This is a genomic window from Thalassolituus sp. UBA2009, from assembly GCF_002335285.1.
In the GTDB taxonomy this organism is placed as follows: domain Bacteria; phylum Pseudomonadota; class Gammaproteobacteria; order Pseudomonadales; family Oceanobacteraceae; genus Venatoribacter; species Venatoribacter alkanivorans.
On sequence record NZ_DDCJ01000133.1, the window covers coordinates 2,386 to 3,845 of the forward strand.

General features: G+C 58.7%; 1 protein-coding gene. It reads right to left on the reverse strand.

The features are described from left to right. Nucleotides 1-1,280: bifunctional D-glycero-beta-D-manno-heptose-7-phosphate kinase/D-glycero-beta-D-manno-heptose 1-phosphate adenylyltransferase HldE (gene hldE / locus B3P58_RS15860; RefSeq protein ID WP_286718978.1), on the reverse strand; the 1,280-nt coding region annotated here is incomplete at its 3' end. Nucleotides 1,281-1,460: the final 180 nt, after the last annotated feature.

Consider the following 1,460-nt stretch of genomic DNA (forward strand, 5'->3'; position numbering starts at 1 on the left):
TCCGGCAGAATACGGCAGATTAAACGCTCCGGGGTATCTTCGGCGAAGGGCACAACCCAGTCGACACTTTCCAGTCCGGCCAGTACGGCCATACGGTGGTCAAGCGGATTAATCGGCCGGGTCGGGCCTTTTAAGCGGCTGACGGATTCATCGGAATTCACCGCCACCAGTAAACGGTCGCCCAGCGCTTTGGCTTCTTTTAAATACTGCACATGGCCGGGGTGAATAATGTCGAAACAGCCGTTGGTCATCACCAGGGTTTCGCCACGGCTGCGGGCTTCCTCAACCAGCAGCTGCAGGCTGTCTTCGTCGAAAATACCGGCGCCAAGACGGTTTTCGCTGCGCAGGTCGCGGCGTAATTCTTCCGTGGTGACCGTGGCGGTACCCAGTTTGCCGACCACAATGCCGGCGGCGGTGTTGGCCAGCACGGTGGCTTGTTCCAGCGGCTGACCAGCGGCCAGTGCGGCGGCCAGTACGGAGATTACGGTATCGCCGGCACCGGTAACATCGTAAACCTCACGTGCCCGCGCTGGCAGGTGGAAAGGTTCCTGCCCGCGCTGGACCAGGGTCATGCCTTTTTCGCTGCGGGTCACCAGAATGGCCTGCAGGTCGTAATCACTGATCAGTTTCCGGGCCTTGGTAACCAGGGTGTCATCGTCTGCGGCAGGGCCAACCACGGCTTCAAACTCGCTCAGATTCGGCGTGATCAGGGTAGCGCCGCGGTAGCGCTCAAAGTCGGTGCCTTTGGGATCGACCAGAACCGGTACAGAAATTTTCCGCGCGGCACTGATCAGATCCTGCGGATTGCTCAGCGCGCCTTTGCCGTAGTCGGACAAAATCACGACGTTGGCGGCGGCCAGACGCTGATTGAAGTCGGCGTACAGATTGCTGAGATCGGTAGCGTCGAAGGCTTCTTCAAAGTCGAGGCGGATCAGCTGCTGGTGGCGGCTCATAATCCGTAATTTGGTGATGGTCGGGTGACTCGGGTGTTCAAGGAAGCTGCAGTTCACATTGGCCAGTTCGAGCATGGCGGCCAGCGCTTTACCGTTTTCGTCGTTACCGGTAATGCCCAGCAGATCGACGCCAGCGCCTAAGGTGGCAATGTTCAGGGCAACGTTACCGGCACCACCGGCGCGGTTTTCCACGTCCTGAATCTTTACTACGGGAACCGGTGCCTCCGGCGAGATACGTGATGTCGGGCCCTGCCAGTAGCGGTCGAGCATTACATCGCCAAACACCAGTACGCGGGCCTGGTGAAAATCGGGAACGGTTACATCCATAGTGTTTTACACGTCTGCAGCTGTCAGAAAAATGAGCAGAGGAGTTTAACATAGAGCCCGGCAGCGGTGTGCTACTCCGTGCGCACGGTCGCGGCCGTGTTTTTTTAATTGAGCCAGCCACTGCCGCATCATCAGCCTGTGGTATGATGCAGCGCTTTGATCCGGGTTAACGGCGGGGGG